This is a genomic window from Caballeronia udeis, assembly GCF_001544555.2.
GTDB classification, from domain to species: Bacteria; Pseudomonadota; Gammaproteobacteria; order Burkholderiales; family Burkholderiaceae; genus Caballeronia; species Caballeronia udeis.
The window spans coordinates 21,984-28,339 of record NZ_FCOK02000104.1 but is presented as its reverse complement, the minus strand read 5'-3'; the positions used below and the strand labels follow the sequence as shown (position 1 = coordinate 28,339).

The 6,356-nt window shown below is 61.9% G+C and carries 7 protein-coding genes; 2 read left to right on the top strand and 5 right to left on the bottom strand.

Annotation, left to right across the window (positions count from 1 at the left end; translation table 11 throughout):
- Both AWB69_RS40980 and prpB read right to left on the bottom strand, forming a co-directional pair.
- Positions 1–364 (bottom strand): citrate/2-methylcitrate synthase (locus AWB69_RS40980; protein WP_331712716.1); only part of this gene is annotated, 364 nt, incomplete at its 3' end.
- A gap of 30 nt (positions 365–394) precedes the next feature.
- A complete protein-coding gene (prpB, locus tag AWB69_RS40975; RefSeq protein WP_062092474.1) occupies positions 395–1,288 on the bottom strand; it encodes a methylisocitrate lyase in 894 nt (297 codons plus the stop codon).
- Between the two features lie 170 nt (positions 1,289–1,458).
- On the opposite strand from prpB, the gene prpR reads away from it, so the two are divergent.
- The gene (gene prpR, locus AWB69_RS40970) at positions 1,459–3,351 is read left to right on the top strand and encodes a propionate catabolism operon regulatory protein PrpR (protein ID WP_062092473.1); all 1,893 of its coding nucleotides are present in this window, start codon (positions 1,459–1,461) and stop codon (positions 3,349–3,351) included.
- 18 nt (positions 3,352–3,369) lie between these two features.
- Here the strand turns inward: prpR and AWB69_RS40965 are convergent, their stop codons facing one another.
- From AWB69_RS40965 to pcaH, 3 genes are all read right to left on the bottom strand, one after another.
- Positions 3,370–3,675, bottom strand: coding sequence for a DUF2288 domain-containing protein (locus AWB69_RS40965; protein WP_062092472.1), 306 nt, complete (start codon positions 3,673–3,675; stop codon positions 3,370–3,372).
- A gap of 79 nt (positions 3,676–3,754) precedes the next feature.
- Entirely contained in the window at positions 3,755–4,345 is a 591-nt protein-coding gene (gene pcaG, locus AWB69_RS40960; RefSeq protein WP_062092471.1) for a protocatechuate 3,4-dioxygenase subunit alpha, read from the bottom strand.
- A gap of 2 nt (positions 4,346–4,347) precedes the next feature.
- The gene (pcaH, locus tag AWB69_RS40955; RefSeq protein WP_062092470.1) at positions 4,348–5,058 is read right to left on the bottom strand and encodes a protocatechuate 3,4-dioxygenase subunit beta; all 711 of its coding nucleotides are present in this window, start codon (positions 5,056–5,058) and stop codon (positions 4,348–4,350) included.
- Positions 5,059–5,156: 98 nt separating this feature from the next.
- On the opposite strand from pcaH, the gene pcaQ reads away from it, so the two are divergent.
- Entirely contained in the window at positions 5,157–6,212 is a 1,056-nt protein-coding gene (gene pcaQ, locus AWB69_RS40950) for a pca operon transcription factor PcaQ (RefSeq protein WP_082913815.1), read from the top strand.
- Positions 6,213–6,356 lie beyond the last annotated feature (144 nt).

Genomic DNA, 6,356 nt, shown 5'->3' with positions numbered 1-6,356 from the left:
ACACAGTGCCGAGCACGGAGACGCCGGTGCGCATTACATCCATCGGGTGAGCGGATGCGGGAATCCATTCGAGCGCGGCTTTCAGGTTCGCGGGAAGGCCACGCAGACCCTTGAGCTTGGCCTTGTAGGTCTTGAGTTCAGCGACGGTGGGCAACTTGCCGTGCACGAGCAGGTACGCGATCTCCTCGAACTCGGAGGTCCCCGCGATATCGAGGATGTCGTAGCCACGATAGTGCAAGTCATTGCCCGTCTTGCCGACGGTGCACAGCGCGGTATTACCCGCCGTCACGCCCGACAGCGCGACCGATTTCTTCGGTTTGAAGCCGCCGGTGGCGGGTGCTTCTTTCTCTAACGTATCGCTCATTTGATTCTGTCTCCGGATAGGGTTGACGCGTTACTTCGCCTGATTGAACAGGGCGTCGAGCTTGTCTTCGAACTCGTGATAACCAATGCTCGCGTACAGTTCCTCGCGCGTTTGCATGGTGTCGAGCACGTTGCTTTGCGTGCCGTCGGTGCGGATCGCCCGGTACACGTTCTCCGCGGCCTTGTTCATCGCGCGGAATGCGGAGAGCGGATACAGAACGATCGATACATCCACGCCGCGCAGTTCATCAACCGTGAAAAGCGGCGTCGATCCGAACTCCGTAATGTTCGCGAGGACCGGCACCTTCACGGCATCGACGAATTGCTTGTACATCTTCAGGTCCGTCATGGCTTCCGGGAAAATCATGTCGGCGCCGGCCTCGACGCAGGCGCGCGCCCGTTCAATCGCCGCTTCCAGACCTTCCACCGCCAGCGCGTCGGTACGCGCCATCACGACAAAGTTCTCGTCGGTACGCGCGTCGACCGCGGCCTTCACGCGGTCCGCCATTTCCTGCTGCGAGACGATCGCCTTGCCGGGCCGATGACCACAGCGCTTGGCGCCCACCTGATCTTCGATATGCATTGCACCCGCACCGGCCTTGATCAGCGACTTCACCGTACGCGCAATGTTGAAGGCGCTTGGACCGAAGCCCGTGTCGACATCGACCATCAGCGGCAGATCGCAGACATCGGTGATGCGGCGAACGTCAGTCAGGACGTCGTCGAGGGTCGAAATGCCGAGATCCGGCAGGCCCAGCGAGCCTGCGGACACGCCGCCGCCCGACAGGTAGATCGCCTTGAAGCCCGCATGTTTGGCGAGCAGCGCGTGATTCGCATTGATCGTGCCGACAAGCTGAAGAGGCTTTTCAGCCGCGACCGCGGCGCGAAATTTCGCACCGGCACTCAGTGTTGCAGTTGAACTCATAGATGTGTCTCCGTTGACCCGCTCGTACAGCGCAAGTTGCCTGCCAGATTCCAAGGTTTTGATTTTTAAGAGATTAGATCTTCCCCAGAACACCCGTAGGTTTCAAAAATGAAATCGCAGATTGCAAAAATGGGTTTAAACTTTGCAATCCCCCGTTTCGGCCATGAGTCATGAATCCCCCTCCACGTATCTGGGCAGTCGGTATCAGCAAGTTGCGCGACCTGTATCGCGACATCGCGGCGGACTACGACGGCATTGCCGATCTGCGCATCGTCCCGCTGGGGTACGAGGACGCGGTGAAGGAGATCGAGCATGCGGGCGATGCACGTCCGGACGTGGTGGTATCGGCGGGATCGAACGGCAGTTACCTGAAGGCGCGGATCAGCGTGCCGGTCGTGCTGGTGAATCCCACCGGCTTCGACGTGATGCATGCGTTGGCACGGGCGCGTCGTGAGAGCGACTCGGTCGGGCTCGTGATGCACGGCGAGACCCCGTCCGAGCTCAAGCGGTTTTTCCGGGCGTTTGGTGCGGCGGTGGAATGCGCTTCCTATTTGTCGGCGGAAGACGCGGAGGCCTGCGTGCTCGATCTGCGCGACCGGGGTGTGCTGGCTATCGTCGGCCCCGGGCTCGTGACGGAACTGGCCGAGAAGGCAGGCATGAAGTCGGTGTTTTTATACTCGCGCGCGTCAGTTCAGGGAGCCTTCGAAACCGCGCTCGAAGTCGCACGCGCCACGCTGGGGGAAACGCAGCGTCGTCGACGCCTGGATCAGGTGCTGCAGCATTTGCGCGACGGCGTCGTCGCGCTGACCGCCGATGGCCGCATAGAAGCATTGAGCGGCAAGATGGCCGACATGCTGCGGCTCGCGCCCTCGCAGGCGGTGGGCAAGCGGCTGCACGATCTCGCGCCGGAAGTGGCTAGCGCGGTGCCGAAGGAGCCGGGCGAAGCGCTCGAGACGGTACGCGGGGCGAGTTATATGGTGCATCGGAGTGCATGGGGCGACGCGTCGACATCGGCGGCGTCCGGTTCCATCATCACCTTTCAGGAGTCCGTGGCGTTGCAGCGCATGGACCGTTCCGTGCGCGCCCGGCAACGTGCGCCGCAACTGGTCGCGCGGTATCGGATTGAGGATTTGAGCGGGACGAGCGAAGCGATAGATCAAGTGCGACAGCGCGCGCGGCGATACGCTCGCTCGGACGCCACCGTGCTCATACGGGGCGAAAGCGGCACCGGCAAGGAACTGGTGGCGCAGGGCATCCATACCGCGAGCGCGCGGCGCGAGTTCGCGTTCGTCGCGCTCAATTGCGGCGCGTTTCCGGAGACGCTGCTGGAAAGCGAATTGTTCGGCTACGAGGAAGGTGCGTTCACCGGCGCGCGGCGCGGAGGGAAGGCGGGGCTGATTGAATCGGCGCATCGAGGCACGCTTTTTCTCGATGAAATCGGCGAGATGCCGATGCCTTTGCAGAGCCGTTTATTGCGTGTGCTGCAGGAGCGTGAAGTCGTGCGTTTAGGGTCTACGGAACCGCTGCAAGTCGACGTGCGTGTGGTGGCGGCGACGCATCGCGGGTTGAGTGAGCGCGTGCAGGCGGGGCAGTTTCGGGCGGACCTTTATTATCGGCTGAACATCCTGAATCTTGCTTTGCCGCCGCTGCGTGAGCGGTCATCGGATATTGCCGGGCTGGCTGTGCAGTTGCTGTGGCAGACGGGGCGGGCCGGGTCGATGGAAGCCGCGCGTGGTCTGCTTGAGCCGGTGTTGCCGTTACTGGCCGCTTACCGGTGGCCAGGGAACGTACGCGAGTTGCAGAACGTGATTGAACGGATTGCGGTGGAACTGGACGAGATACCGGGGATGCGAGTAACGCCCGAGCTATTGAGGTCGATCGCGCCGGAGCTTGAAGAAGACGATGCCGCTTCGGGCGAGGAAACGCTGAAGCAGCGCAGCCGCAAGGTGGAGGTTGACGAGATTCGCGCGATGCTGGATTCGTTCGACGGTAACCGCGAGAAGGTCGCGCGGGCGCTCGGTATCAGCAAGACCACGCTGTGGCGGAAGCTGGCGGGAAGGTGAGGGTGTTTCAGCAAGCCCTCAGCCACGCTCCTGCACACACACCCACGGCGACACCACCACAGCCCAGAGTTCGGGATTGCGCGCAGCAAGATCCTCCGCCGTTGCGGGCTCCACGCGCTCAAGCAACCCGGCCGACAACCACGCGGTGACCTGCTTCGTGTCGTCATTGGCGACGGCTTCGGCGACACTCACCAGATCGATATCGCGTGCCACTTTCAGCAACACGCCGCGCGCGAAAAAGCGCTGCAGTTCAGACCATTCGATCTGCGCGGTTTCGGCGAAAAGTTTGAGATACAACGGACTGGCGGACTGAGCGTCTTTCATAGGGGAATCACAGGCAGGTTCGAGCGTCCGACATCATAAACCATCGCGCCAGACGCTCTGCCCGACTGCCCTCGACCGCTCAGAGATCGAAGAAAACCGTTTCCTTCGGTCCTTGCAAATGAATGTCGAATCGATAGATCGTATTCGACGTGCCCGCTTCACGCCTGGCGATCAACGTGCCGCGCCGCTCCGCCGGAACCAGCGCAAGGACGCCGTCGCGTGCATTGCTTCCGGTTTCGTCATCGAAATAGATGCGCGTATACGCGTGCAGCAACATGCCGCGCATCAACACGATCACATCAATATGCGGCGCCGAATCATCTGCCGTGCTGCCCGGTTTGACCGTGTCAACAACGAAGCGCAACTCGGGATCGGTCCCCGTGCCCACGCGGGCGAAACCGCGAAAACCCGACTCGCGCGTCTCCGCCAGCGTGTTCACATAGCGGCCGGTGGAGTCGGCCTGCGCCATTTCGATCACGGCGTCGCCGATCACTTTCTCTTCGCCGTCGAATACCTGCCCCACGATGCTGATGTGCTGCCCCGCCGATTCCCGGTCCGCGATCGACGGCGTGAACAAGCTCTTCAGGTCGAAGTTGTATTGCTCGGGACACAGGCCATAAGCGAAGTACGGTCCGACCGTTTGCGACGGCGTTTGTTTGCAGGTTGTCATGTTCAAGCCTCCGTCGGGGTCTGGTTCGCGCCGCGCAGCACGATGTCGAACTCATAACCGAGCGCATACCCTTCCTCGGTCGTATCGATGGAAAAGCGCGAGATCAACCGGTTGCGCGCGTGTTCCGGCGTGCCCTGGAAGATCGGGTCGAGTTCGAGCAGCGGGTCGCCGGGGAAATACATCTGCGTGACAAGACGCGAGCCGAAGTAGTCGCCGAACAGCGAGAAGTGAATGTGATTGGGACGCCACGCGTTCGAATGATTACCCCACGGATACGCGCCCGGCTTGATCGTGAGGAACCGATACCGCCCTTCGTTGTCAGTCAGGCAACGGCCGGCGCCGAGGAAATTCGGGTCGAGCGGCGCCGCGTGCTGGTCGGCTTTATGGACATAACGCCCGGCCGCGTTCGCCTGCCAGATCTCGACCAGCGTATTGCGCACCGGCCGGCCGCTTTCGTCGAGCACGCGGCCCGTCACGATAATGCGTTCGCCCAGCGGCTCGCCGTTCTTTGCGGCGTTGCGCGTGAGGTCATGATCGAGCTTGCCGAGATCGTCCGCCCCATACACCGGCACGCGGCGGTCCTTCAGGTTCTCTTTCAGCGGGATCAACGGACGCGACGGGCTGCGCAGCACGGACGACTTGTAGCCCGGATGGCAATAGGGCGGATGGGAGTCCCAGTCGCGCGGCGTCAGGATGAGGGAGGGGGTAGTCACTTTTCTGTCTCCGACTTTTAAAATGTGAATCAACACTTTATCGAAGCGATGAAGTTATGGAAAATGACGTTTTATGCATTCAGACATAACTGATCGTCATGGCTAAAAAACCCATCTCGTCTGACCCGGCTGAGCCGCCGAGCAAGCTGAATGAGCCGAGTGCGAAGCCAGCCAAGCCAGCCAGGCCCACTAAGCCCGTCACGCCGCTCGCCAACCTGACCAGCGGCCGGATCAAGTTCCGGCACCTGCAGTGTTTCCTGGCGGTGACGCAGTTCGGCAGCGTGCAGCGCGCCGCCGACAGCCTGTCGATTACCCAACCGGCGGTATCGAAGACTATTGGCGAGCTGGAATCCATCCTGGATGTCCGGCTGTTCGAACGGGGCCGCCGGGGCGCCGCGCCGACGCGCGAGGGCAGACTATTCGCGCCGCACGCTGCAGCCTGCGTGGGGGCTTTGCGTGAAGGGGTGGATGAGTTGTCCCGGCATGGCGTCGAGATGCCCGGCACGGTCGCGCTAGGTGTCCTGCCGACGGTTGCGCCCGCGTTGCTGCCGCCGACGCTTGCCGCGTTTCGGGCGCACTGGCCGGATGTGTCGGTGCGCGTATGGACCGGCTCGAACTCGCAGTTGCTCGAACGCCTGAAATCCGCCGATGCCGACCTGGTCATCGGTCGTCTTTCCGAACCCGAGGGCATGCCGGGGATGACCTTCGAGCAGTTGTACCGTGAGCCGTTGACGGTCGTGGTGCGCGACGATCATCCGCTCGTGCATGAAAGCAATATCACGGCGTCGGTGCTTGCCCGCTTTCCGGTGGTCGTGCCGCCGTTCGGGACGCTGATCCGCCAGTCCGCCGAAAGCGTGCTGACGGCGTTCGGGGCGCAGGCGCTGAGTTCACTGATTGAAACCTTGTCGGTGTCGCTCGGGCGCGCTCTTGCATTGCACAACGACGCGGTATGGTTCGTGCCGTCCAGCGTGGTGGAACATGACATCGCGTTGAAGCTGCTGGCGCGCTTGCCGATGCCCTTTGCCGGCGCCGATGAACCCATTGGCCTGATACTGCGGCATGACCGCGTTCGCTCGCCTGCGCTGGACAGCCTGGTCGATGCAATCCGTGAGGCGGGAAGGCAGCGTGAAGCGGTTCGTATCGGTATGAAATAGCTTGTGGAGAGCCTTGCTACAGGCACTTGTTACCACAAATGCGGGATCGGCAAAACCCCATTAGCATACGTGCGATAAAAGCTATATAAGTGGGCGAAGCCCGCTCAAGGCAGCAGTTCATATGAGTGCGAGATAGTCGCGTAA